This is a genomic window from Xanthomonas sp. NCPPB 1062 (assembly GCF_041481705.2).
Classification (GTDB): Bacteria; Pseudomonadota; Gammaproteobacteria; order Xanthomonadales; family Xanthomonadaceae; genus Xanthomonas; species Xanthomonas euvesicatoria.
In genome coordinates this window covers 1145879-1171732 of sequence record NZ_CM192987.1, presented here as the reverse complement: position 1 = coordinate 1171732, position 25854 = coordinate 1145879, and the positions used below count along the sequence as shown (strand labels likewise).

General features: G+C 65.8%; 18 protein-coding genes. 8 read left to right on the top strand and 10 right to left on the bottom strand.

Features of this window, described 5'->3' with window-relative positions; translation table 11 throughout:
• Positions 1–148 precede the first annotated feature (148 nt).
• The 7 genes from phoB (at position 149) to lpxH (ending at position 9214) form a co-directional block, all read left to right on the top strand.
• Entirely contained in the window at positions 149–838 is a 690-nt protein-coding gene (gene phoB, locus ACCQ16_RS05140) for a phosphate regulon transcriptional regulator PhoB (protein ID WP_003483753.1), read from the top strand.
• A gap of 73 nt (positions 839–911) precedes the next feature.
• Positions 912–2240, top strand: coding sequence for a phosphate regulon sensor histidine kinase PhoR (gene phoR, locus ACCQ16_RS05135; RefSeq protein WP_011346580.1), 1329 nt, complete (start codon positions 912–914; stop codon positions 2238–2240).
• A gap of 112 nt (positions 2241–2352) precedes the next feature.
• Entirely contained in the window at positions 2353–4455 is a 2103-nt protein-coding gene (gene ppk1 / locus ACCQ16_RS05130; RefSeq protein ID WP_008571427.1) for a polyphosphate kinase 1, read from the top strand.
• Between the two features lie 178 nt (positions 4456–4633).
• A complete protein-coding gene (ppx, locus tag ACCQ16_RS05125; protein WP_008571425.1) occupies positions 4634–6154 on the top strand; it encodes an exopolyphosphatase in 1521 nt (506 codons plus the stop codon).
• 134 nt (positions 6155–6288) lie between these two features.
• Positions 6289–7425: a glycosyltransferase family 4 protein gene (locus tag ACCQ16_RS05120; RefSeq protein ID WP_008571424.1), complete on the top strand. Its 1137-nt coding sequence runs from the start codon at positions 6289–6291 to the stop codon at positions 7423–7425.
• Positions 7406–7948, top strand: coding sequence for a phosphatase PAP2 family protein (locus tag ACCQ16_RS05115; RefSeq protein WP_008571423.1), 543 nt, complete (start codon positions 7406–7408; stop codon positions 7946–7948). The genes ACCQ16_RS05120 and ACCQ16_RS05115 overlap by 20 nt, the downstream gene beginning before the upstream one ends.
• Positions 7949–8470: 522 nt before the next feature.
• A complete protein-coding gene (gene lpxH, locus ACCQ16_RS05110) occupies positions 8471–9214 on the top strand; it encodes a UDP-2,3-diacylglucosamine diphosphatase (RefSeq protein ID WP_008571623.1) in 744 nt (247 codons plus the stop codon).
• 182 nt (positions 9215–9396) lie between these two features.
• Here lpxH and ACCQ16_RS05105 read toward each other — a convergent pair whose 3' ends face one another.
• The 10 genes from ACCQ16_RS05105 to ACCQ16_RS05060 all read right to left on the bottom strand — a co-directional run bounded on the left by ACCQ16_RS05105 (position 9397) and on the right by ACCQ16_RS05060 (position 23148).
• Entirely contained in the window at positions 9397–9816 is a 420-nt protein-coding gene (locus ACCQ16_RS05105) for a hypothetical protein (protein WP_008571624.1), read from the bottom strand.
• Positions 9817–9950: 134 nt separating this feature from the next.
• Positions 9951–11204 carry a zinc-dependent metalloprotease gene (locus ACCQ16_RS05100; protein ID WP_372380221.1) on the bottom strand — a complete coding sequence of 418 codons (1254 nt, stop codon included), beginning with the start codon at positions 11202–11204 and terminating at the stop codon, positions 9951–9953.
• Between the two features lie 565 nt (positions 11205–11769).
• Positions 11770–12615, bottom strand: a complete 846-nt coding sequence (locus ACCQ16_RS05095) for a ferritin-like domain-containing protein (protein WP_209260845.1) — start codon at positions 12613–12615, stop codon at positions 11770–11772.
• 174 nt (positions 12616–12789) lie between these two features.
• Positions 12790–14256, bottom strand: a complete 1467-nt coding sequence (purF, locus tag ACCQ16_RS05090) for an amidophosphoribosyltransferase (protein WP_008571628.1) — start codon at positions 14254–14256, stop codon at positions 12790–12792.
• Positions 14257–14286: 30 nt separating this feature from the next.
• Complete coding sequence (locus ACCQ16_RS05085; protein WP_008571630.1) at positions 14287–15033, bottom strand: CvpA family protein; 747 nt, start codon at positions 15031–15033, stop codon at positions 14287–14289.
• Positions 15034–15246: 213 nt separating this feature from the next.
• Positions 15247–16314, bottom strand: a complete 1068-nt coding sequence (locus tag ACCQ16_RS05080) for an SPOR domain-containing protein (protein WP_109291221.1) — start codon at positions 16312–16314, stop codon at positions 15247–15249.
• 67 nt (positions 16315–16381) lie between these two features.
• On the bottom strand, positions 16382–17680 hold the full coding sequence (gene folC / locus ACCQ16_RS05075; RefSeq protein WP_277573179.1) for a bifunctional tetrahydrofolate synthase/dihydrofolate synthase: 1299 nt from the start codon (positions 17678–17680) through the stop codon (positions 16382–16384).
• 328 nt (positions 17681–18008) lie between these two features.
• Positions 18009–18653 (bottom strand): histidine phosphatase family protein, encoded by a 645-nt coding sequence (locus ACCQ16_RS05070; RefSeq protein ID WP_031421310.1) that lies wholly within the window; start codon positions 18651–18653, stop codon positions 18009–18011.
• A gap of 91 nt (positions 18654–18744) precedes the next feature.
• Positions 18745–20829, bottom strand: a complete 2085-nt coding sequence (locus ACCQ16_RS05065) for a S46 family peptidase (protein WP_372380346.1) — start codon at positions 20827–20829, stop codon at positions 18745–18747.
• A gap of 237 nt (positions 20830–21066) precedes the next feature.
• Entirely contained in the window at positions 21067–23148 is a 2082-nt protein-coding gene (locus ACCQ16_RS05060; RefSeq protein WP_277573178.1) for a phosphocholine-specific phospholipase C, read from the bottom strand.
• Between the two features lie 106 nt (positions 23149–23254).
• Here ACCQ16_RS05060 and ACCQ16_RS05055 point away from each other — a divergent pair, with 106 nt between their 5' ends.
• Positions 23255–25678 (top strand): TonB-dependent receptor, encoded by a 2424-nt coding sequence (locus ACCQ16_RS05055; RefSeq protein ID WP_277573177.1) that lies wholly within the window; start codon positions 23255–23257, stop codon positions 25676–25678.
• Positions 25679–25854: the final 176 nt, after the last annotated feature.

The window sequence follows — 25854 nt, the reverse complement described above, 5'->3', positions numbered from 1 at the left end:
GGCATCGCGCGGCCGCCTCCCGGTAACGGAACTGCCCAGTCCGCTTCACGCCCCTGTTTCGCCACGCAGGCGCCGCCGGGGATGTCACATTAGAGTCACAAAACCGTAGTCTACTGGCGATCAACCAAAGCCAGACGGTAAGCCCCGCGTGCAGAAACGCATTCTGATCGTCGATGACGAACCCGCGATCCGCGACATGGTGGCGTTCGCGCTGCGCAAAGGCGAGTTCGAGCCCATCCATGCCGGCGATGCCCGCGAGGCGCAGACCGCCATCGCCGACCGCGTGCCGGACCTGATCCTGCTGGACTGGATGTTGCCGGGCACCAGCGGGCTGGACCTGGCAAGGCGCTGGCGCAAGGAGCAGCTGACCCGCGAGATTCCGATCATCATGCTCACCGCGCGCGGCGAAGAAAACGACCGCGTGGGCGGCCTGGAAGCCGGCGTCGACGATTACGTGGTCAAGCCGTTCTCGGCACGCGAGCTGCTGGCGCGCATCCGCGCGGTGATGCGGCGCACCCGCGAAGACGACGAAGACGGTAGCGTGGCGGTCGGCAAGCTGCGCATCGACGGCGCCGCGCACCGGGTGTTCGCCGGCGATGCGCCGGTGCCGATCGGCCCGACCGAATATCGTCTGCTGCACTTTTTCATGACACACCCCGAGCGCGTGTATACACGCACCCAGCTGCTGGACCATGTCTGGGGTGGCAGCGTGTATGTGGAAGAGCGCACCATCGACGTGCATATCCGCCGCCTGCGCAAGACGCTGGAACCGTTCGGGCTGGAAAACATGGTGCAGACCGTGCGCGGCTCGGGCTATCGTTTTTCCTCGGCGACCTGACGTGCCGCAAAGCCGCCCCGGCCGCAGTCCGGCCGGGTGGCTGCCTACCTGACGCTTCGTGGTAACGCCTTCCATGCCTCAACACATCCGTTCCGCCTGGCTCAAGACGCTCGGCACTCTCGCGCTGTTGTTGGGCGCTGCCGTCGTCGTCGGCGTGCTGATCGGGCATGTGTGGATGGCGCTGACGCTCACCGCTCTGGGCGTGCTGGCCTGGCATTACTGGCGGCTGCGCCAGGTGCTGCGGCGGCTGACTGCACGCCAGCGTGCCGAGCCTGCGGCCGGGATCGGGGCCTGGAACGAACTGGACCGGCTGCTGTATCGCAGCCAGGACGAAATGCGCGCGCGCAAGCGGCGCCTGATCGAAATGTTGCGCACCTACCGCGCCGCGGCGCAGGCGCTGCCGGATGCAGTGGTGGTCGTGGATCGCAACAGCCAGCGCGTGCAGTGGTTCAACAAGGCGGCCGGCGGTTTGCTCGGCCTGCACCATCCCGGCGACATGGGCGTGTCGATCGTGGAGCGGCTGCAGCCGTTGCCGCTGGCGCATTGGCTGGCGGCCGGGCGCAACGCCGAGCCGATGCTGGATGCCGCCTCGCCGGCAGACCCGGATCTGCGCCTGAATCTGCGCCTGATCCCCTACTCCGACGACTACTGGCTGCTGGTGGCGCGCGATGTCAGCAAGCTGCTGCGGCTGGAACAGGTGCGCCGCGATTTCGTGGCCAACGTCTCGCATGAACTGCGTACCCCGCTGACGGTGGTGCACGGTTATCTGGACATGCTCGATCCGGAAGACTTCCCCGATTCGGGTCCGATGCTGGCGGAAATGCGCAAGCAATCCCAGCGCATGGCGCAGCTGGTCGAAGACCTGCTGACGCTGTCACGGCTGGAATCGCAGGAAGAACTCGGCGAAGAACACGTGGCGATGGCGCCGATGCTGTCGACCTTGCGCCGCGAGGCCGAGGCGCACAGCCAGGGCCGCCACACCGTGGAGGTGATCGACGAGGCCGGCGTGGATCTGCTCGGCTCCAACAAGGAGCTGCACAGTGCGTTTTCCAACCTGGTGACCAATGCGGTGCGCTACACGCCCGGCGGCGGCACGGTGACGATCCGTTTCGTGCGCGAAGGCGATGGTGCGGCGCTGGCCGTGCGCGACACCGGCTATGGCATTCCCGCCTCGCACCTGCCGCGCATCACCGAACGCTTCTACCGGGTGTCCAGCAGCCGCTCGCGCGAGAGCGGCGGCACCGGGCTGGGGCTGTCGATCGTCAAGCACATCCTGGGGCTGCATCAGGCGCGCCTGGACATCGAAAGCGAAGTGGGACGCGGCAGCGAATTCTCGTGTCATTTCGTGCCTGCGCGCGTCGTGCAGCGCGAGCAATCGGTGCCACTGTCACGCTCGGCGTGATATGTAGTCAGTGCGCGCCGCAGCGCGCTGCGATGGACGCGTCTGCCACGCGCCGCATTGCCTGCGTTGCGCGCCCCAGGCAATTACACAACCCGTCTTGACGATCGATTCCATGGGCCACGCCAAAGAACTGCACGACATCACACCCGGCGACGACATCGCCACCGATCCGTTGCGTGATCCGGCGCTGTACATCAACCGCGAGCTGTCGCAACTGGACTTCAACTTCCGGGTGCTGGCGCAGGCGCTCGACGAGCAGGTGCCATTGCTGGAACGGCTGCGCTTCCTGTGCATCTCGTGCACCAACCTGGACGAGTTCTTCGAAATCCGCGCGGCCACGGTGCGGCACGCACAGGAGTTCGGGCTGCCGCCAGCACCGGACGGGCTGAGCCCGACCGCCATCCTCAACGCCGTGCACGATCGCGCCGCCAAATTGGTCGAGCAGCAATACCACGCGTGGAACGAGGTGCTGCGGCCGGCGATGGAAGACGCAGGCGTTGCCGTACTCAGCCGCTCGGCATGGACGGCGCGGCAGAAACGCTGGCTGCGTGCGTATTTCCGCAACGAGATCATGCCGGTGCTGTCGCCGCTGGGCCTGGACCCGGCGCACCCGTTCCCGAAGATCCTCAACAAGACCTTGAACATCGTGGTGGTGCTGGAAGGCCAGGACGCGTTCGGTCGCGCCGGGCATCTGGCCATCGTGCGCGCACCACGTTCGCTGCCGCGCATCATCCAGCTGCCGGCCAGCCTGTCGCCGGAGGGCACGCAGAGCTTCGTGTTCCTGTCGTCGGTGTTGTCCGAATTCGTCGACGAGCTGTTCCCGGGCATGCAGGTGATGGGCTCATACCAGTTCCGCGTCACCCGCAATTCCGAACTGGTGGTGGACGAGGAAGAAGTCGAAAACCTGGCACTGGCCCTGCGCGATGAACTGGTCACGCGCGGCTACCGTCCGGCGGTGCGGCTGGAGATCGCGCACGATTGCCCGGCGCCGATCCTGCGCACCTTGTTGCAGAATTTCGGCCTGAACGAGAACGCGGTGTACCGCATCACCGGGCCGGTCAACCTGAGCCGCGTCACCCAGGTCTATGACCTGGTGCAGCGCCCCGAACTCAAGTATCCCTCGTTCAATCCGCGCACCTTGCGCGACAGCGAGGGCATCTTCGAGATCGTCAAAAAAGGCGATGTATTGCTGCATCACCCCTTCGATGCGTTTACCGCGGTGCTGGATGTCATCCGCCAGGCCGCGGTCGACCCGAACGTGCTGGCGATCAAGCAGACGCTGTACCGCACCGGCAAGGATTCGTTGATTGTCGATGCGCTGATTCTGGCCGCGCGCAACGGCAAGGACGTCACGGTGGTGGTGGAGTTGCGTGCGCGCTTCGATGAAGAAGCCAACCTGGGCCTGGCCGACAAACTGCAGGAAGCCGGCGTGCAGGTGGTCTACGGCGTGGTCGGCTTCAAGACCCACGCCAAGATGCTGCTGATCGTGCGCCGCGAGGGCCGCAAGCTCAAACGCTACGTGCACCTGGGCACCGGCAATTACCACAGCGGCACCGCGCGCCTGTATACCGACATCAGCCTGATCACCGCCGATGCCGAGATCGGCAACGACGTGCACATGCTTTTCCAGCAGTTGTCCGGACTTGCGCCGCGCATGAAGCTGGACCAGTTGCTGCAGTCGCCGTTTACGCTGCATGCGGGCGTGTTGAAGCGGATTGATCGCGAGACACGGCTGGCCCGCAAGGGTCGCCCGGGCCGCATCATCGCCAAGATGAACGCCCTCAACGAACCGCAGGTGGTGCGTGCGTTGTACATGGCCTCGCAGGCAGGGGTGCAGATCGATCTGATCGTGCGCGGGGCCTGCACGCTGCGCCCCGGGGTGCCAGGCGTGTCCGACAACATCCGCGTGCGTTCGATCGTGGGCCGCTTTCTGGAACATAGCCGCGTGTACTGGTTCGGCAACGACGGGGCCGCCGAGTTGTACTGCGCCAGTGCCGACTGGCTGGAACGCAATCTGCTGCGGCGGGTGGAGACTTGCTTCCCGATCCTGGAACCGGACCTGGCCAAGCGCATCTACCGCGAAGTGCTGCAGAACTATCTGGACGACAACGTCAGCGCCTGGGAGCTGGACGCCGAGGGCGTGTACCACAAGCGCACGCCCGCCCCGGGCGAGCCGGCGCATTCGGCGCAGATGACCTTGCTCGAGCGGATCTGAGCGCGCACTGCCGCACGCCAGGTGGCAAGCCGCTTGCGCAGGCATGCGGCATGCCCATCACGGCGATTGACCGCCCGCTTGCCGCGCTTGCGAATGCAGATCTGGTGCGCCTGCCGCTGGGCGCACGCATGGCCTCTCACGTGGCCAACAGCCCATCGGCTACCATGCGGCCATGCCAATGCCCTCCCCCACGATTCCGCCCCTGCGCGATGGCGATTTTCTTGCCGCCATCGACCTAGGCTCCAACAGTTTCCACATGGTCATTGCGCGCTACCTGATGGGTCAGCTGCGCGTCGTCGATCGCCTGCGCGAGACCGTGCGCATGGCCGATGGCCTGGATGGCAAAGGTGGGCTCTCCAATGAAGCGCGACAGCGCGCACTGGAATGCCTGGCGCGGTTCGGCCAGCGCATTCGCGACGTGCCTTCGCTGCGCGTGCGTGCGCTGGCGACCAACACGGTGCGTCAGCTGCGTTCGCCACAGGCGTTTTTGATGCCGGCCGAAACCGCGCTGGGCCATGCGATCGAGGTGGTCAGCGGGCGCGAGGAAGCGCGCCTGATCTATCTGGGCGTTGCGCATGCGCAACCGCCCAAGCCCGACCAACGCCGGCTGGTGATCGACATCGGCGGCGGCTCGACCGAGTTCATCATCGGCCGCGGGTTTCAGACACTGGAACGCGAAAGTCTGCAGGCCGGATGCATTGCCAGCACGCGGCGGTTTTTCCCCGGCGGCAAATTGTCCAAGAAGAAATGGAAGGACGCGCTGACCGAGATCGGCGCCGAGTTCCAGCAATTTGCCGGCCAGTACAAGGCACTGGGCTGGCATGAGGCGATCGGCTCGTCCGGCACGCACAAGGCCATCGGCGAGATGTGCGCGGCGATGAAGCTAACCAAGGGCGCGATCACCGCGCAGGCGCTGCCGGCGCTGCGCGATGAGTTGCTCAAGGCCAAGCGCATCGAAGACATCCAGCTGCCCGGCCTGGCGGCCGAACGGCGGCCGATCATCGCTGGTGGCATCCTGGTGCTGGAAGCTGCATTCCAGGCGCTGGGGCTGGAGAAACTGATGGTCAGCAAGGCGGCGATGCGCGAAGGCATCCTGTACGACATGCTTGGCCGCGGCGGCGAGAACGACCCGCGCGACAGTTCGGTGACCTCGCTGATGCAGCGCTACGGCATCGACGAAGTGCAGGCGCAGCGCGTGGAAGCGACCGCCTGCCGCCTGTTCGACCAGGTCTGCGAATCCTGGCAACTGGATGGCGACGATGCGCAGGTGCTGCGCCGCGCCGCGCGCCTGCACGAGCTGGGGCTGATCATCGCGCACAGCCAGTACCACGTGCACGGCAGCTACATCCTGGAACATTCGGATATCGCGGGTTTTTCGCGACAGGAACAGCAGGTGCTGGCGGCGCTGGTACGCACGCACCGGCGCAATGTGCCCAAGACGGCCTTCGATGCGCTGCCCGACCGCCTGCTGCTGCCAACCCGACGCAAGGCTGCGCTGCTGCGACTGGCGGTGTTGCTGCACCGCGCGCATGAGTCCGACCCGATTCCGACCCTGGAACTCACCGCCGACGACACCCGGCTGTCGTTGATCCTGTCGCAAAGCTGGATCGACTCGCGCCCGCTGCTGCGCGCCGACCTGATCGGCGAAGTCGACAGCATGGCCGGGCTGGGAATTGCGTTCAAACCGTTTGTGACCTGAGGCCTGCGGCCTCAGGCGGTGCGATTCCCGATTCCCGATTCTCCATTCCCGTCACACCTGTCACCGCCACGTCTTACTAGCGCAACATCAATGCCATCGCACTCCCGGAAGCTAGTCAAAACGGGAGAACGGGCATGCGCTACGCGATCGTTACCGAAACCTATCCCCCCGAGGTCAACGGTGTTGCGTTGACCGTGCATGGTCTGGAAACCGGTCTGCGCACGCGCGGACACCAGGTGGATGTGGTGCGGCCACGCCAGAGCGCCGATACCGCCCCGACCGATGCGCTACTGGTGCGTGGCGCGTCGTTGCCGCGCTACCCGGGATTGAAATTCGGCCTGCCGGCGACGCAACGCCTCGTCCGTCATTGGCGCAGCACGCAGCCGGACGCGATCTATGTGGCCACGGAAGGCCCCCTGGGCTGGTCGGCAATGCGCGCAGCCCGCCGGCTCGGCATTCCGGTCGCCACCGGCTTCCACACCCGCTTCGACGAATACCTGCCCGACTACGGCGCTGCCTGGCTGCAGGGCACCGCGTTGCGCTGGATGCGGCGCTTCCACAACCAGGCCGATGCCACCCTGGTGCCCACGCGCGAGCTGCAGCAGTTCCTGCGCAACGATGGCTTTGAGCGTGTGCAATTGCTGGCGCGGGCAGTGGATAGCCAGCAATTCGATCCGAGCCGTCGCGATTGCGCATTGCGCGCCGATTGGGGCATCGAAGGCGAAGGCTTTGCCGCCATCTATGTGGGGCGCATCGCCAGCGAAAAGAATCTGCCGTTGGCCGTACGCGCCTTTCGCAAACTGCAGCAGATCCGCCCGAAGGCACGCTTCGTCTGGGTGGGCGATGGCCCGGCGCGCGAGAAGCTTGCGCACGACAATCCGGACTTCATCTTCTGCGGCGTCCAGCGTGGCGATGCATTGGCCCGTCACTTCGCCAGCGGCGATCTGTTCCTGTTTCCCAGCCGCAGCGAAACCTTCGGCAATGTGACGCTGGAAGCGATGGCTAGTGGCGTGGCGACGGTCGCTTTCGATTACGGCGCGGCCCGCGAATATCTGCGCAACGGCCATACCGGCGCGGCCGTGGACACCGACGAGGCCTTTATCCAGGCCGCCGTCGCGCTCACCGAAGACGACGCCCTGCGCCAGCGCATGGGCACGGCGGCGGCGCAGGCGATGAAAAAATTGCATCCGGACAATGTGGTCTGCGACTTCGAAGCCTTGTTGCTGGGGATCAGCGCTGCACGGGGGCGTTATGTCGTCAACGCGGCTTGAGGTCTTGCGCGGTCACGAAGCGCGCTGGTGCCGACGCGCCAATCTGTGGTGCCGACGCCACCCGGTACGGCGCGTCTTCGCCACCATCAGCCGCCTGGGCGACGGCGTGTTCTGGTACGCCTTGATGGGGTTGCTGGTGGTGCTCGACGGCATGGACGGTGTACGTGCATCGGCGCACATGGCTGCCACCGGCGTGCTTGCATTGACGCTCTACAAGGCGCTCAAACGCTGGACCCGGCGTCCGCGGCCATATGCGGCGGACGTGCGTATTCGCGCGTGGGTGGCACCGCTGGACGAGTTCAGCTTTCCCTCCGGCCATACCTTGCACGCGGTGTCCTTCAGCATCGTGGCGCTGGCCTATTACCCCTGGCTGGCCCCCTTGCTGGTGCCGTTTTCGGCCGGCGTGGCGCTCTCGCGGGTGGTGCTAGGGCTGCATTATCCCAGCGACGTGCTGGCCGCCACGCTGATCGGCGTGCTGCTGGCCAGCCTGTCGCTGTGGGGCTTGCCGGTGGTGTTGGGATAAGCGCTAGTGGTTGCGTGATGGCGGCTCGCTGACAGGTAAGCGTAACGGCAAACGGACAGGTACCAAGACGCTGCCCAGTCAGCAACAAGGCCTCTTCGCCTCATCTTTCTCCCTTCGGGACATTGTCCTCCTTTATGGGGGAGAAGGGCCGATGAGGGTACGTGCGAAGCCTCATGCACTCGCCGTCGATGGGTGTTTTCGCAAACGCCGAAAAGAGCCCCAGCGCAGCAATTGCGACTCCAGCGCGTGGCTTCGCCCCGTACCCTCACCCCTCTCCCGCAGGGAGAGGGGATCTTGCGCTGACGGTACGCGGTGAACTGGCGGCAGGTTGCCCACCCACGCGCATGTCGCACGGCGCGTGCGACCCGCAGGATGTCTGAATGGCGATCGCCAGCCTGCGGCGTCGTTGCAAGTTGGCACACCAATCGCCGCGAAGCTGCAATGCTTCTGCGATTCCCGATTCCCGATTCCCGATTCCCGATTCCCGATTCCCGCCCCGCTCTACCGCCGTACAATGGCGCAATGACGACCCTGTTCATTTCCGACCTGCATCTGGATCCGGCCCGGCCGGCAATCACCGAGTTGTTTCTGGAGTTCCTGCGCACGCAGGTTCCCGGCAGCGACGCGCTCTACATCCTGGGCGATCTGTTCGAAGCCTGGATCGGCGACGACACCCCATCCACCGCCGCCGATGCAGTGGCGGTGGCCCTGCATGCAGTGGCAGATTCCGGGGTGCCGGTGTTCTTCATGGCAGGCAACCGCGACTTCCTGGTAGGCGAAACCTATGCGCAGCGCGCGGGCTTCCGGATCCTGCCCGACCCCACCGTCATCGATCTGTACGGGCACACCACGCTGCTGATGCACGGCGATTTGCTGTGCACCGACGACACGGCCTACCAGGCCTTCCGCGCGCAGACGCGCGACCCGGTGTTCCAGGCGCAGTTCCTGGCCCAGCCGCTGGCCGCACGCGTCGCGTTCGCGCAGCAGGCGCGCGCTGCCAGCCAGGCGCGGCATGCAGAACTCAAGCAGGGCGACCAGTCGCGCTTCGAAACCGTCACCGATGTCTCGCCGGCCGAAGTGGAAGCCACCTTCGTGCGTTACGGGCTGGATCGGCTGATCCACGGCCACACCCATCGCCCTGCGATCCACACCTTGCAGGCCGGCGGCAACACCTGCACGCGCATCGTGCTGGGCGACTGGTACGAGCAAGGATCGGTCCTGCGCGTGGATGCCGATGGCGTGTCGCTGGAGCAGTTGGCGTTATAGCGCGGCAGATCCACGCGCCTGCCATGGCAGGCGCAGCGACGCGGTGCTGCATTCAAGGCACGCAGCAAGATCGAAAGCGCGCCTGACGCCACAGACACGCGGCGATGCAACGATGGATCGGCAGCGTTTGCCGATCGAGGTACGCAGCATCGTCGAGCGTGCCAATCAATGACCGCACCGCATCACTGCAGGCTTCGCGCACGCTCGGCGTAGTCGACGAAATCGGCATTCACCACGTCGTACCACAGCAGCGTGCCATCGGCCTGTACGCGGAAACGGTCGCGTACCGGGCTGGTCTGCGGGTCGCCGGGGCAGCCGTCGCCATGGCGTTCGCGCACCGCAAAATCGAACGTGTCCGGCGCAGGCGCATCGCCGTCCTCGGCCATGATGCTGATGCAGTTATCCGGGTACACCTTGTCGCCCTGCAAGCGGCTTTCGAGCGCCTGCAGTGCGCGGGCCTGCGCGTCGCCGCCGGGGGGTGGCGCCGGTGCGCTCACGGCAGGTTTGGGTTGCGTGGCGACAGGGTCGGCCGGTTGCTGCTTGCATCCGGCAACCGTCAGCGCGGCCAGGAACACAAGCGCATGACGCAGAGACGTGGACATGAGGGCTCCGCTCGACAGGACAAGGCCGGCAGTCACCGGCGGTGCGCCTAGTCTGCGCGATCCATGCGCGCGGGTGTAGCCAAAACGCCCGGCACTTGCGGTGCCGGGCCGGGCTTGGATCGGTCAACAACCGCTCAACGGAAGGCCGCAATCGTGGCCTTGGTATTGACCAGCACGCGTTGGTTGTCGGCGGTGCTGGCATTGCCCATGGGCACGCCGTTGTAGCTGATGTTGGGGTTGGACCAGTAGTTCAGGCGTGGGCAACCGCTGGTGCAGTCGTAGGCCATGATGGTGCGCCAGCTGTTGCCGTAGCGGTAGCCGTGGCCATACGCATACGGGGAGGTGCTCGGGTCGTTGGTGGCGTCGTGGCGTGCGCTTTGCAGATGCCCGATTTCATGAGCGAAGCTGTAGTAGCCGGTGGCGCAATCCCAGTACACCGACGCAAATGCGCTCGCGGCGTTAGAGCCAATACCCGACGCCAGGCCGCAGTAGCTGCTGTTGTCCAGCAGGATGACTCCCACATCGGCCGTGTAGGTGTTGCGGCTGGTGTGGATGCTGTCCATGTAGCCGTCGTTGGTCACGCGGAAACGCTGCAGGTCGGTCGTGAAGTTGCCGGTCTCGGTGTAGCTGGTGGTCTCGTAGCGCGCCAGCTGCAAGGTGATACCCACGTTGCTGTTGATGTAGCCCTGGTTGGCTTCGGCCACCGCCAGTTGCACCAGCGACTGCATGTTGCCGCCGTAAGCGGTCACGGCCTTGTTGGTGGCCACCACGAGCACGCGAATGGTGGCCGGGCTACCTGATGAGGCAGCAGCGGCAGTCACGCGTCCGTCGCCGGGCATGTCGAACTTCGGCAGCAGGCTGTATTCGGCCGGATGCTCCTGCGGCATGCGCTGCTCATCCACCTGCACCAGCACGTGGCGGCCATCGGCCAGCGGACGCAGGCGATAGAGCTTGCCGGCGTAGCGAATCGTGCCGGTCACGGTGTCGCCGCTGCGCACCAAGATGGCCGAGTTCAGCGGGTCCACGCCGGAGAGCGTGCGTGCGCGGGTGCCGGCACGCGGCCCGAGGTTACCGTACCAGACGCTGTCGCCACCCTCCAGGGCATCGACCTTGGCCTGGGTAGCGGTGATGGTCTGGCCATCCAGCTGTAGCTCCAGCAATTTTTCCGAGGCGGTTACCGCGCCGGCATCGAGCTGAACCACCTGCGCGTTGGCAGTGGACGGGGCGCTCAACAGGCGTTGCAGCGAAGGTTCGGCTGCAGCGGTGGCGGCGGCACTGCGGCTCAGCGCAGGGCCGGTTTGATACAACGGCTTGCCGGCAGCGGCGGCCGAGCCGGCCAGGCACATGGCAATCAGACCGACCGTGGTGCACATCGACTTCGACTTCATCGTCTTTCTCTCCTAAGACATGAAAGTTACGGATGTGAAACACCGGGCCCCTGTCCCCGGGACGCCATTAGGGCGCGTGGCACTGCACAGAATGCAAGTTGTTACAACGGAAAATTATGTTTCTGTGATGTTTACCAATCCCTGGATGCGATTCCAGCAGCTCTCGAACGGGAACCAGCGCACAGTCGTACTGAAAGCGCGCGCGTTGAAGGCGTGCGTCAAACGAGCACAAGCGGTCTTCACGGACAATACGGTGATCCTGCGTCGCCCTACGGATCGATGCACATGGACCCGATTGCGTCCGCCCCGCGATTGGCTTCGTCGATCCTCGCCTGTGTCGTGGACACCGCGCCGCGTCGGCGTCGGTGCAGATGGCGAGTGACGCCAGGTCGTCATGCATGGCATCGCGTGCATCGATGCCCGCCTCATCGGCCATGACGTGAAGGTGCGCTCCAAGCTGTGGCGCGTGACGCGGCGTGTGTGGCGTCATCGGAATCCGCGCACGCATGCGTCAGGTAGATTCACAGGTCACGAACGCAGATTCGCGGCTCCCGTGCAGGCACGCTCAGCCAGCCTGCTCCACCAGGTCGGCCAGCTCGTCCTCGTCGAAACCGGCAAGCAGGCGCGCCTGCAGATTGAACGGCCCATGCAGATACCCGCCAGCGTATTCGCGCAGCAGCGCCTTGAAGCGTGCGCGCGGTTCGACACCGGCCTGCTCGCAATACCACCGGTACCAACGCGAGCCGGCAGCCACGTGCGCCACCTCTTCGCGCAGGATGGTTTCGAGCACCTCGGCAGTGGCAGCGTCGCCGAGCGAACGGAGTTTGACGATCATCGCCGGTGTCACGTCCAGGCCGCGCGCTTCGAGCACGCGCGGTACCAGGGCCATGCGCGCCAGGCCGTCGTGTGCAGTCTTCTCACACATTTCCCACAGCCCGTTATGCGCGGCGAAATCGCCGTAGTCGTGGTCGTGCGCCTGCAATCGTGCGCGCAGCAGCATGAAGTGGCGCGATTCATCGTCGGCGACCGCGACCCAATCGGCATAGAACGCCGCGGGAAGCCCGCGAAAGCGATACACCGCATCCCAGGCCAGATCGATGGCGTTGAGTTCGATGTGCGCAATGGCATGGATAAACGCAGCGCGCCCTTCCGGCGTGCCCAGTCCACGGCGCGGCAAGTGGCGCGGATGCACCAGCAGTGGCGTTGCCGGACGGCCTGGCATACGGATCGGCGCAGGCGCAGGCGCTGCCGGATCGAGCGTCAAGACGCCTTCGCGAAAGGCGGCCGCGTAGTGCTGGGTCAGCGCGACTTTCTGTCGCGGGTCGGCCTGGTCCAGGCACAGGCGCGCAGCGTCGAACAGGTCCGCGCTTGCGAACGGATCGATGCTCACGCCGTTGGCCGCACGGGGCACTGGCGCGCTGCAGAAACGCACTGCGCTTGCACATGTTCGGCCGCAGGTAGCTGCCCGTTGCGCAGGCGCGCTTCATCGAGCGTGTCGATAGCTGCGGTGTTTTGTTTGCCGCACCTCGCCGACCCTCTCCGCACGCCAACCAGCGCGGCCAATCGGCCGCCCTGGTTCGGTGACTCAGGCGCGGCGACGCTTCTTGGCATCGTCCGAGCGCAGCTGCTGGATGCGTTCGAAATACCCCGGCTCGATGCCGGTGATGTATTCGCCGTTGAAGCACGAGGAATCGAACTGCTTGATGTCCGGGTTGCCCTCGCGCACTGCCACTTCCAGGTCTTCCAGATCCTGGTAGATCAGCCAGTCGCAGCCCAGAAACTCCTGGATTTCCAGCTCGCTGCGGCCATGTGCGATGAGCTCTTCGGCCGCCGGCATGTCGATGCCGTAGATGTTGGGGTAACGCACCGGCGGCGCGGCCGAGGCCAGGTACACCTTGCGCGCACCGGCATCGCGCGCCATCTGCACGATCTGCCGGCTGGTGGTGCCGCGCACGATGGAATCGTCCACCAGCAGCACCACACGGTTACGGAATTCCAGGTGGATCGGATTGAGCTTGCGGCGCACCGATTTCTGCCGTTCGCCCTGCCCCGGCATGATGAAGGTGCGGCCCACGTAGCGATTCTTGACGAAGCCCTCGCGGTACTTCACGCCGAGCACGTTGGACATCTCCAGCGCCACATCGCGCGAGGTGTCCGGGATCGGAATGATGGTGTCGATGTCATGGTCCGGTCGCAGGCGCAGGATCTTTTCGCCCAGCTTCAGGCCCATGCGCATGCGCGCCTTGTGCACCGAGATGTTGTCGATCATCGAATCGGGGCGCGCGAAGTACACGTACTCGAAAATGCACGGCGCGTTGTTGGTCGGTGCGGCGCAGACTTCCGAGAACAGCTCGCCGCGCGCGGTGATCACCAGCGCTTCGCCCGGGCGCACATCGCGCATCCGCTGGTAGCCGAGGATATCCAGCGCTGCCGACTCGGAGGACACGATGTATTCGGTGCCTTCGGCGTGTTCGCGCTTGCCCAGCACCAGCGGGCGGATGCCGTGCGGGTCGCGGAACGCCACCAGGCCCAGGCCCAGCACCACGCTGACCACCGCATAACCGCCCTTGCAACGGCGGTGCACGCCGGCCACCGCGCGGATCGCCGCTTCAGGGGTGAGCATGCGCTGCGCGTCCAGCTCGTAGGCGAACACGTTCAACAGCACTTCGCTGTCCGAATCGGTATTGATGTTGCGGCGGTCGGCTTCGAACACCTGCTGGCGCAAGGCCTCGGTGTTGATCAGGTTGCCGTTGTGCGCCAGCGCGATGCCGTAGGGCGAATTGACGTAGAACGGCTGCGCCTCGTCCATGCCTTCCGAGCCTGCGGTCGGGTAGCGGCAATGGGCGATGCCGACGCGCCCTTCCAGCACCGCCATCTTCTTTTCGTCGAAGACGTCGCGCACCAGGCCGTTGGCCTTCTGCACGCGCAGGCGCGTGCCATCTGCGGTCGCGATGCCCGCGGCGTCCTGCCCACGATGCTGCAGGACGGTCAGGCCGTCATATAGCTGCCCGGCGACGTTCTGGTTGCCGACAATACCGACGATGCCACACATGGTGCGCGTTCTCCGCTTCGGCTTGCGCCGTTACTGTGAAGGTGGCCGTGCCTGGCCTTGGGATTCGACCCGAGCCGGGTCGCTTTCTCCGCCGCGAACCTGCGCCGGATCGATGTTGGCCGGCATCGCCTGCGTCGGATCGCGTCCGTCGCCAGCCGTCTTGCCGGGGTTGCCAAGCGCACGGGTGATGGTGTCGCTCAGCCCGGAACCGCCAAGTGCCTTGCCCAGGTCCGTATTATCGCCTGCCGAAGGCAACTTCCCCAACTCCGTGGGCAAGTTGCCGAGTTCCATTGATGGCATCTCCATCGATGGCATTCGCCAGGCCGGCAGTTGTGCCCGCATCCAGCCCGCGCCCGGCTGCAGCATGGGCAGCAGCACCGACTGGCGCCATGCCGGCTCGCGCGGCAGCGGGGTGAAGCCCATCAGCAGCACCAGCACGCTGGCCAGAAACGCACCGCGCACCACGCCCAGGCCGAACCCGAGCATGCGGTCGGTGCCGCCGAGCTTGATCGCATCCACGCCCGCGCGGATCACCATGCCAATCACCGCCACGCTGATCAGCACACCGACGAACACCATGGCGTAGCCGCCGAACGATTCGGTCGCAGACGGATGCTTGCCATCGGCCAGCCAGCGCGCGGCCGCGCCGCCGAACATGAAGGTGGCCCAGCCGGCCAGCAACCACGACAACGTACCCACCACGATGGCCACAAAGCCGCGCAACAAGCCCAACAGGGCCGACACCAGAATGATGACGCCCAGCACCATGTCGATCATGGGCAACCTCTCCGCGTGGCGCGCGCGCCGTGAATGCAATGGGGCTCGGTCGTCATTGCCCTCCCCTCCATGGGTGCGAGGCGTTGGAAAATACAGCAGCTGCAGGCGCGCAGTGCAGGCAGTTGGCAGACACGTGACGGTCCGCCGGCAGTGCAGTGTACGAGCGGCTGCCACCTGCGCGGCGGCCGCGTTTGCTTGCGGCCGGCATGGCGGTTACGGATGCGGACGCACCATGCCGGAGATACCGACCTTGGCTGCCACCTGGGCACGCAACTGTTCGGCATCGCTGCGATTGGCGACCGGGCCGACGCGCACGCGGTTCAACGCGCCCTTGTCGGTCCGCACCTGTTCGACGAAGGCACTGAAGCCGGCAGCGCGCACGCGGTCGCGCAAGGCATCGGCATCTTCGGCACGACCGAATGCGCCCAGCTGCACTGCAAACCCGACCGCACTGGCCGCAGGCGCTGCCGGCGCGGTGGCCACCGGCTTGGCGGGTTCAGGCTTGGCGGCAAGCTCGGGCTTGGCGGGGGCGGGCTTGGTGACCTCAGGCTTGGCCGGCACGGGCTTGGCCACCTCGGCCGGCTTGGGCGCGGCGGCCACCGGTTTGGCGGGCTCCGGCGGCAGACTTTCGGTCTTTGTCGGTGCGGTGGTGCTGGCGGCGGCGACGCTGCTACCGGGTTTGACGGCAGGCGCAGGCGCCGGTGCGCTGGCGACAGGCGCCGGCGCGGCGGCGTTGGCGTCCAACGTCACCACCTGGGCGTTGACGTCGCTGCGTACCTTCACTGCCTGCAGCCGGGCCGATTCGGCCTGCGCCTGGTCGGCATACGGCCCCACGCGCACGCGCCAGGCGGGGCGGCCGTTGATCTGGGTCTTTTCGCTGAAGCCGGGCAATTGCGCCTGCTTGAGCCGCGCAATCACCGCGTCGGCGTCGGCGCTGGTGGCGTATGCACCAAAATTCACTGCGTAGTTGCCGGCAGCCACTTCCGGAGCCGAGGGCGTGCTGGACGGAGCGGCCAGATCGGCGGCATCGGGGTTGTTCTGCACCGGCGCCGGCGCACCGGCCATGCCTAGCGCCCCACCGGCCGGCGCATTGCCCGGAGTGACCAGCGGCAATTCGCGGGTTTCGAACTCGCCATTGGCGGGCGCTGCGGGCGCCTCGAGCGGTACATCGGCCACACCGCTCGACGGCGCGGGGCCCTTGACCAGCATCGGCAAGAAGATCACGGCAAGCGCCACCAGAACGATGGCGCCAATCAGTCGCTGTTTCAGAGCAGTATCCACGGAAGAGACGAGAGGCGGCGTGGCGGGGTGCCGCGGCGATTATAAGGCCGGCGCCACCCCGACGACCTCAGCGGGCTGAATGAAGTGCGTCGAGCGCGTCGGCCACGGTGTGAAACGAGCCGAACACCAGCACGCGGTCGCCGGGGCTGGCCCTGTCCAGGACCGCGCGCACTGCACTGGCAACATCGCGATGACACGGCGCGTGCGCGGCGGCACTGCCTTGCAGACGGGCATGCAATGCTTGCGCCGATTGGCCGCGCGCGCCTTCCAGCCCCGCCAGCGCCCAGTGGTCGATCTGCCCAGCCACTGCCTCCACCACGCCGAGCACATCCTTGTCGGCCAATGCGGCGTAGATCGCATAGGTGCGGCCGGCATGCGCCTGCGTACCGAGCGCGGCGGCCAGCGCGCGTGCGGCCTGCGGGTTGTGTCCGACATCCAGCAATACCTGCACGCCGTCGACCTCAAGCCGCTGCAGTCGCCCGGCCACTTGCGCGTTGCCGATGCCCTGCGCCCAGGCCGCGTCGGGCACTTCCACCGGCAATGCCTGCAACGCGGCGATCGCGGCAGCCGCGTTGGCCAGCTGCACTGGCGCACGCAGTGCCGGCATCGGTAGTTCCAACGTCACTGCCACATCGCGCCAGCGCCAGCGCGGCGCGTCTGGTTGCGGGCTCTCGGCGTGCGGTGTGTCGATCGGCTCGAAGAAATAATCGCTGCCGGCACGGATGGCATTGGCACCCAGCTGGTAGGCGCGACGCAGCACGCTGGACGGTGGATCGATCTCGCCCAGCACCACCGGCTTCCAGGCGCGGATGATCCCGGCCTTCTCGGCGCCGATGGCCTCGCGGTCCTCGCCCAGCCAGTCGGTGTGGTCGAGATCGACCGTGGTGATCACCGCCACATCCGAATCGACGATGTTGACCGCATCCAGGCGCCCGCCCAGGCCGATTTCCAGCACCGCCAACTCCAGCGCCGACTGCTGAAACAACCACAGCGCCGCCAGCGTACCGAACTCGAAATAGGTCAACGCGGTGTCGCCGCGTGCTGCTTCGACCGCTGCAAACGCGTCGACCAGCTGCGCGTCGCTGGCCTCTTCGCCATCGATGCGCACGCGCTCGTTGTAGCGCAGCAGATGCGGCGATGTGTAGGCCCCCACCTTCCAGCCGGCAGCACGCCCGATCGCCTCGATGAAGGCCACCGTCGAGCCCTTGCCATTGGTCCCACCCACGACGATGACATGCGTGGCCGGCGCGGCAAGCTGCAACCGCGCCGCAACCGCGCGCACACGCTCCAGGCCCATCGCAATGGCACTGGGATGCTGCTGCTCGATATAGGCGAGCCAGGCGGAGAGGGAGTCGGTTGCGTTCATGGGGAGGGCTGCGCAGAGAGGGGCACATTATCGCCATTTGCGCTTGCGCAACGCACGCCACGTCGGTGTTGGATGTATCGCGCGTGCTTGGTTAGTACGACGCAGCTCGGTTGATCGCGCATGGTGCGAACGCCGTCACCAGCGCATCCCAGGACGTTTAGCGATCACCCCAAGACGCAGCCCCGACACGGAGCGTTGACTACGCAACCGCACCGAGGCCTGTTCCACCAACTCACCCAAACCTGCAAGCGTGTATCAACGACGTTCGGCATTTTGGCACCTGCAACGACATGGCGTGTCATTGGTGATCCAGCGTCCTTGCCTCGCCTTACAACGCCCGATGCTTTGCCTCACCAAAGAACGGTGTGTGATGCGCACAGTCGTTGAGGCGCACCACTTCGAGATGCTCCACGTCATCGCCTTCGAGCAGGTTCAGCGTGGTCGGGGCCTGGCGGAAGCTCCATAGCTTGGACAACGGCAGGCCCAGGATCTTGCACAGGATCACGCGATTGACCGCATCGTGCGCAACCACCAGCAAGGTTTCGTGCGCGCCCAGCCCATCGGTGGCACGCACCAGGCCGCGCCAACTGCGATCGAGCACCTGACGCAGCGATTCGCCACCCGGCATCAACACGGTATCGGGCTCTTCGCGCCAGGCGCGCAGACGTGCGGGATCCTTGTCGTTGATCTCGCTGGCCAGCAGGCCCTCCCACTCGCCGTGCGCAATTTCCTGCAGATCGGCATCGGTCTGCAGCAGCGCTTGACGCGACGCGCCCAACGCGGCCTTGGCAGTGGCCTGCGCACGCGACAACGGCGATGCCACCGCTCGGTCGATCTGCAGCGTGTGCAGCCGTTCGCCCAATGCGCGCGCCTGGCCTTCGCCGACCGGCGAAAGCGGAATATCGATCTGGCCCTGGTAACGGCCTTCGGCGTTCCACGGCGTCTCGCCGTGACGAGCAAGCAGGATGCGCATGCGCTGGGAGTTCCTTGGGGGAGGGGCCCGCTCGCCGCAGCGAAAACGGGACCGCATGATAACCCCTGCCGCCCCCGCGCCGGCGCCGGCGTCAGCGCACGCGGAGCTCCTTCAACAGCTGTGGCGCCGGAGCGACCTCGGTCATGATCCAGCGCAGATAGCGGCTGTCCACGGCAATCATGCGGGTCATTGCCGGGTCGAAGATCCAGTTGCTGCTCACCGACTCCCAATTTCCGTCGAACGCCAGGCCGACCAGCTTGCCCTGCGCGTCCATCACCGGCGAACCGGAGTTGCCGCCGGTGATGTCCAGGTCAGACAGGAAATTGACCGGCACCGAGCCCAGGCGTTTATCCTCCAGCCCGGCGTAGCGCTTGGCCTTGACCGCATCCAGCAGGGCCTTGGGCGAATCGAACGGATCGGCGCCGGTCTCCTTGGCGACCACCCCTTCCAGCGTGGTGAACGGTGTGTAGGCCACGCCATCTTTCGGGGCGTAGCCCTTGACGTTGCCGAAGGTGATGCGCAGCGACAGGTTGGTATCCGGATAGACCGATTCGCCCCGGCTCTTCCTGTAGTCGGCCAGGGCTTGCAGATACACCGGCCGCGCCTTGAGCTGCTCGCCGGTACGCAGTTTGTCCTCGCGCTCGATCTGCAACAGGGCCGGTGTCACCGCCACGGCGTACTGGATCGCCGGGTCGGTGCTGGCTTCGAAGGCGGCCCGGTCGGCGGCGAGCCACGTCAGCCGCGCTTGCGTGCTCCCCAACGCCGTGCCATCGAGCTTGCCCACGGCCGCCTGCACGGCCGCCGCATCGCGACCGCCCAACCACTGGTCCAGCGCGGCGATGCGCTGGTTGGCCGGCAGCTTCAGGTACTGGCTGAGCCAGTACTGCTGCAGCTGACGATCCATGGCCGGCACGTAACGGCGCTCCATCTGCTTCATCGTCGCTTCGATCGACGGCAGGTCGCGGTCCTGGTACCCGGATTCGCGTTGCGCATTGGGCTTGGCACGCTCCAGCGCCAGCCGGTACAGCGTCACCGCGGCACCCACCGTGCCGGTGGAGTCGAACTGGCGCAGCACGAAGTCGCGCTGTTGCGTGGCCTGGGTCTGCTTGAGCAGCTTGACCAAGGTGTCGTGCGCGGCAAGCGCATTACGCCCGCTCGCACCCCGCCCCTTGAGCCAGGCCAGCACGGCCGCTTCGTCGGCCTGCTTGGTGGCCTGCGCATTGATGCGCTTGAAACCTTCAAGTTGCCCGTCGAAGTTCTTGGCGGAGTTATTGAGGCTGGCGACGGTGCTGGCATATTTCACCTGGATGTCGGGATCCTGCTTGCCTGCCTGTTCGATCAGGCCGATCACGTCCTTCAATTGCTGGCCGACCACCGGGTAGGTCCAGCTGGCGGTGTTGTCGAATTCGGCAGCCAGCGCGTAGCGATTGGTGCGGCCCGGATAGCCGGCCACCATCACGAAGTCGCCAGCGCCCAGCGGCTGGTCGGCGAACTTCAGGAAGTGCTTGGGCTGATAGGGCACATTGTCCTTGGCGTAGGCAGCAGGCGTGCCGTCCTTGCCGACATAGGCGCGATAGAACGAGAAATCGCCGGTGTGGCGCGGCCACATCCAGTTGTCGATGTCGCCGCCGAACTTGCCCACGCTGCCGGGCGGTGCATAGACCAGGCGCACATCCTTGATCTCCAGGTTCTTGAACAACCGGTAGGCGTTGCCCCCGGCAAAACTGAAGAACTGGCAGCGGTAACCGGGCTGCGCTTCGCAGGACGCGATCTGTTGCTTGCTGAAATCCTCCAGGGCCAGCGTGCGCTTGAGCGCATCGTCGCCTGCAGTGGCCATCGCTGCCCTTGCCGGTGCCGTGACGTCGGTAATGGCATCAAGCACGTAGATACGCGCACTGGGACCTGCGCTGAGCTCGTCGGGGGGACGTACAGCGTTGAACCCGTCCTTGATCAGGTTCTTTTGCGCGGTGGAGTTGAGCTGGATCGCGCCATAGGCACAGTGGTGGTTGGTGACGACCAGACCCTGCGGCGAGACGAAGCTGGCGGTGCAACCACCCAGGGCGACCACGGCGCCCATCGGATCGCCGGTCAGGTCGGCCAGCTGCTGCGGCGAAAGCCGCAAGCCTGCTTGCTGGAGGGGCCCGGCGATCTCGGGCAGCTGTTGTGGAACCCACATCCCCTCGCCCGCCTGTGCAGACGAAACGACAGCCAGCGTGGCCAGCACGGAAACAGCGAACAGGTTCGGACGCATCGACAGCCCCAAGGGTTATTGTCGTTACAGTGTAACGCCAACGTCTGCTGGCAAACCCACGGCCGATGACAGGATCGGCGCGCGCCCTTTCCCCACGCGCGCACGTGTGCCGCGCAGCAGGCGCCCGCGGTTCGCCTGCAGCTACCGCGGCCGGGCGCCCGCCTAGGCGCGGCCGAACGCGGGGTCGCTGCGGCTGGGCCTGCCGGTTTCCAGATGCCCGGCCAGCCGGCGGCGGAAAGCGCTGCCCGGCTGTTCCACCACCAGGTCGTACCAGTGATCGCTGGCGGCAAGCGCCAGGCGAATGGTCTCGCGCTGACCTGCGGCCAGCGGCAAGGTGCGCGCATCTGGGTCCGCGTAGTCCAGCGCACGCAGCTGCACGGTGCAGGCGCGCTGCCCGGCATTGCCGATTTCCAGCACCAAGGCGTCGCCCTCCTGCCGCGCCTCCACCCATGGCGCGGCCGATGGCGCAGAGGCACTTGGCACCTGCCCGGCGAACTCGCGCAAGAAGCCATTCGGCCCGTGCACGCGCAAGGCGTATGCACCCGCGTGCGTGGCCCCAACCGGCGCATCCTCCAGCTGCGTGCCGGGCAGCACCGTGTAATACCAGGGGCCGCCACTGGCCGCGCTGCTGTAGACGTTGAACGCCGCGGCCGCCGCGCCGCTGTTGACGAACTGCAACTGCACGGGGGCGCCCTCCTGCACGCGTGCATGCACCTGCAAGGCATACGGCAATGCGCGCGCTGGCCGTTGCCCCGGTGCCTGCCGCGGCATCGCTGCGGCGGCAGGCACCGACGGTAGCGGTTTGTCGCGCACGGCAGCGGTACGTGCGCGATAGTCCTCGACCGACGGCAATGCGCTCAACGCCGAATCGTCCGGTTTGCGGAAGTCGAACACGCTGGTGAGATCGCCACTGACCGCACGCCGCCATGGGCTGATGTTCGGCTCGGCCACGCCGAAGCGGCGTTCCAGCAGACGCAGGACCGAGGTGTGATCGAATACCTGCGAGTTGACCCAGCCACCACGTGTCCACGGCGAGATCACCAGCATCGGCACGCGAATGCCCAGGCCGATCGGCACGCCATCGTAGACCTCGCCACGCGTGTCGACATTGCTGCGCCCCATGCGTGCGTCCACTGCCGGCAACGGCGCGGGCACGTGATCGAAGAAGCCGTCGTTCTCGTCGTAATTGATGATCAGTGCCGTCTTGGCCCACACCTCGGGATTGGCGGTGAGCGCATCGATCAGACGCGCCACCAGCGACTCGCCATAGGCAGGCGGCGCTTCGGGATGTTCGCAGTACGCGGTGGGCGGGATGACCCACGACACCTGCGGCAGGCGATTGGCCTGCACATCGGCAGCGATCGCGGCGACCAGATGCTCGGCCTGGGTGGTGGCGGCATTGTCCGCGGTTGACCCGGGCACGCACGCACGTGCACGCCGGTACCGTTCGTCGTCGGTGCGTAGATCGCGGTAGTGCGAGAAGTACGCCAGCGAGTTGCAGCCGAAGTTGTCGTATTCCTGATACACGCGCCAGTCCACGCCGGCAGCCTGCAAACGCTGCGCGTACGTGGTCCACTGCAGTGCTGCGTAGCCGGGCTTGTCGCGCGCCATGTCGGCGGTCCAGTTGCCATCGTCGGCATTGGTCACCGCCTGCGCGCCGACGTTGCCCACGCTTGGGCCGCTGGTACCGGTGAACAGATACATGCGGTTGGGATTGGTCGGCCCGTGCAGCGAGCAGTAATAGCCGTCGCAGATGGTGAACGCGTCGGCCAGCGCGTGGTAGTACGGGATGTCGTGACGCTGGAAGTATCCCATCGTCAATTCCCCCTTGTACGGCACCCACGCATCGTATTCGGCCCAGCGTGCCGGCTCCTGCCCGTGACCGGCCTTCCAGGAATGATCCAGGCTCTTGATCAAGGGCGCGCAGGTATTTTGCGAATCGAACGCGAACGGCAGCAAGCGTCGTCCATCGGACGTGGGTTGACTCCATACCGGATGGCCATCGCGCAGTTGCAGCGCGCGCGGATCGCCAAAGCCACGCACGCCACGTAGCGCGCCGAAATAATGATCGAACGAGCGGTTTTCCTGCATCAGGATCACCACATGTTCGAGATCGCGCAACGTGCCGGTCCGCGCGTTGGCCGGCAGCGCGAGCGCACGGCCGATCGAAGACGGCAAGGCGCCGGCAGCAGTGAGCGCAGCGACGCGCTTGAGGAAATCGCGACGCGAAGAGGAAGATGTCATGGCGGCAGAACCTGCAAAAAGTGGCGCTTTTTTCACCGCGCAGCGCGGTTGGACACGACACGTATAGCGGGCGAGCGCGACAGTTTTGCGACAGCGATCGTCATCAATGTTTCATGAGCCGTTGACACCCTGCGTCGCGAAACGCCGGCTTTGCACCGTGCGTCCGCCCTCAGCCGTGGCCGAACAGGACTCCCCCATGACTTCCGCTCGTCGCTTTCATGTCACACCGCTGGCGCTTGCCCTGGCAACGCTGCTTCCCGTCGTTTCGCAGGCCGCGTCGCCGGCTGAGCCGGTTGCCGTTGCTCCGGCAGCGGAGGCAGCGACACCTGTGGCCGACGCCGCCAATGCAACGCAACTGGATGCAATCAATGTGGTGTCGCAAGGCAGCACGCGCCAGGTGCAACGTATCAGCCAGCAGGACATCGAGCAGCTGACGCCCGGCAGCAGCGCATTCAAGGCAGTGGAAAAACTGCCTGGCGTGCAGTTCCAGTCCGCCGATCCATTCGGCACCTACGAATGGTCCACGCAGGTGACCCTGCATGGCTTCGACCAAAGCCGCCTGGGTTACACGCTCGACGGCATTCCACTGGGCAACATGAGCTATGGCGTGACCAATGGCCTGCACATTACGCGCGCCATCATTTCGGAAAACCTCGGTTCGGTGGAAATTGCGCAAGGCGCCGGTGCACTAGGCACTGCGTCCAACACCAATCTCGGCGGCACCATGCAGTTCTACTCGGCCGACCCGCAGACCACGCCTGGCGCACGGTTGGTGCAGACGGTGGGCAGCGATGCAACGCGCCGCACCTTCGTGCGCGCCGACACCGGCGATCGCGATGGGTTGTCGGCGTATCTGTCGTATGCCAATGCCAGCACCGACAAATGGAAGGGCTATGGCGATCAGACATCCGAACAGGCCAATCTCAAGACGGTGTACCAGTGGGGCGACGGCAACCGCCTGAGCCTGTTCGTCGATACCTCGCGGCGCAAGGAATACGACTACATGGATCTGTCGTTGACCAGCCAGCGCGCGCTCGGCTGGGACTACGATTACCTGCAACCGGATTGGGCCACTGCCGTGCAGATGGCGCGCGCCTACCAGAACACCGGGGCCACCAGCGGCGTGGCCAACGGCTACCCGCAATCGCTTGCCGGTCTGCCCAGCGACTACAGCTGGCTCGACGCCAGCTATTACGCCGGCGGCGGACTGCGTCGCGACAACCTGGCGGGCTTGTCGGGCACGTTTGTCTTCGGCGGTGCCACGCTCGATGCCAGCGGCTATTACCACGGCAATCGTGGCGAAGGGCAATGGGTGACACCGTATGTGCCCACCTCCGCGCAGATGCCGCTGTCGATGCGCACCACCGACTACGGCCTCGATCGCTTCGGCGGGACCAGCGCACTGAAATGGTCGTGGGGCAATCACGATCTGGAAGTGGGCGCATGGGCAGAAAACGCGCGCACCACGCAGGGCCGCAATTACTTCGCGCTTGGTAACGAAGGTTACACCTCGCTGTACAACGTATACGAGGCACAGACCCCGTTCCGTCGCGACTTCCTGCAGCGCTACACCACCCAGACCCGCATGCTGTATCTACAGGACACCGTGCGCTTGCTCGACGACCGTCTGACCCTCAACTACGGCGCAAAGGCGCTCAGCACCACCACGCGCGCACAATCGCTGGTGCCGACCACCGCACTGGCGCAAGGCCGCATTCGCGCCGAAGATAATTTCCTGCCGCAAGTGGGCATCAACTACAAGCTCGACGAACGCCAAGACCTGTACGCGTCCTACAGCAAGAACATCGCGGCGTTCGGCTTCACCCCGTTCGCCACCTCGCAGGCGGCGTTCGACCGCAGCCGCTCCACGCTGGAACCGGAACAATCGCAGACCGTGCAGGTGGGTTACCGCGTGCAGGATGCGCAGTTCCAGCTCTCGGCCGACGCCTATTTCACCGAGTTCTCCAACCGCCTGCTGACCACCTCGCCGTGCACCGCGGTGCAGACCTGCGCCTCGATCCTGAGCAACGTCGGTGCGGTGCACAGCGCCGGCGCGGATCTGGCACTGATGTGGCGCCCGACCGAAGGAGTGAGCTGGTTGAACTCGTTGTCGTGGAATCGCTCGCGTTACCAGGACGATTACCTCAACAACGGCGTGGTCGCCACCTCCGGCAAGGACGTGGTGGGCATCCCGGCGTTGATGTTCTCTTCCAGCGCCAGCTACCAGATCGGCAACCTGCGCCTGGATCTGGACGGCAAGTACGTGGACAAGCGCTACATCACCTTCCTCAACGATTCGCAGGTGCCGTCCTACTGGCTGTTCAATGCCGGGGCACGTTACGACTTCGGCCGTGTCGGCGGGGTGGCCGATGTGGCGCTGGCGCTCAACATCAGCAATCTCACCGACAAGCGCTACTTCGCCAGCACCGGCACCAACGGCTATGTCGCCTCCGATCCGGATGGCTACAACCAGACCATGGTGGTCGGCGCACCGCGGCAGTACTTCATGAGCCTGGATGTGAAGTTCTAGGCGCGGCTGACCAGCATTGGAGCGGTGCTGGCGCCGATGACGCACGCCTGCCGTTTGGCCAACGCGCTAGCCCTGGCAGGCGGCGGCAGGTCTGGAGCGTGGCTCTCATCCTGCGCCGAGGTGCCAACTTCGTCGCAACGGGCACGGGCCGGATCGGCCCTGCCCCCACCGTGGAT